The sequence below is a fragment of the Phytohalomonas tamaricis genome (assembly GCF_003012345.1).
GTDB lineage: Bacteria > Pseudomonadota > Gammaproteobacteria > Pseudomonadales > Halomonadaceae > Phytohalomonas > Phytohalomonas tamaricis.
Window position 1 is genome coordinate 1 of record NZ_PVRV01000001.1, and the last position, 255, is coordinate 255.

The 255-nt window shown below is 65.9% G+C and carries 1 pseudogene; it reads left to right on the top strand.

From position 1 onward, the window contains the following. Window positions 1-13: 13 nt before the first annotated feature. Window positions 14-255: pseudogene (locus tag C3Z11_RS00005) on the top strand (TRAP transporter small permease); the annotation flags it as partial.

The following is a 255-nucleotide window of genomic DNA, read 5'->3' on the forward strand; positions in this document are numbered from 1 at the left end:
CTCGGGATTGGTAATGATCGGCAGCGTCGAGCTGGTCAGCTATCTGCTCATGTTCGCGCTGCTGGCCGCCATGGCTGCCCACGTCGAGCGCAGCCAGGTGGTGGTCGAGGTCTTCACCCAGGCGCTGTCCTCCGTCGTCAAGGCGCGTGTCGCTGGGGTCTACCTGCTGATCTTCGCCGCGACGGGCGTGGTGATTGCGCTGGGCATCGTCGACGAGGCCCATTCGGCGGCCGAGTTCGGTGAGGTCACCCAGGA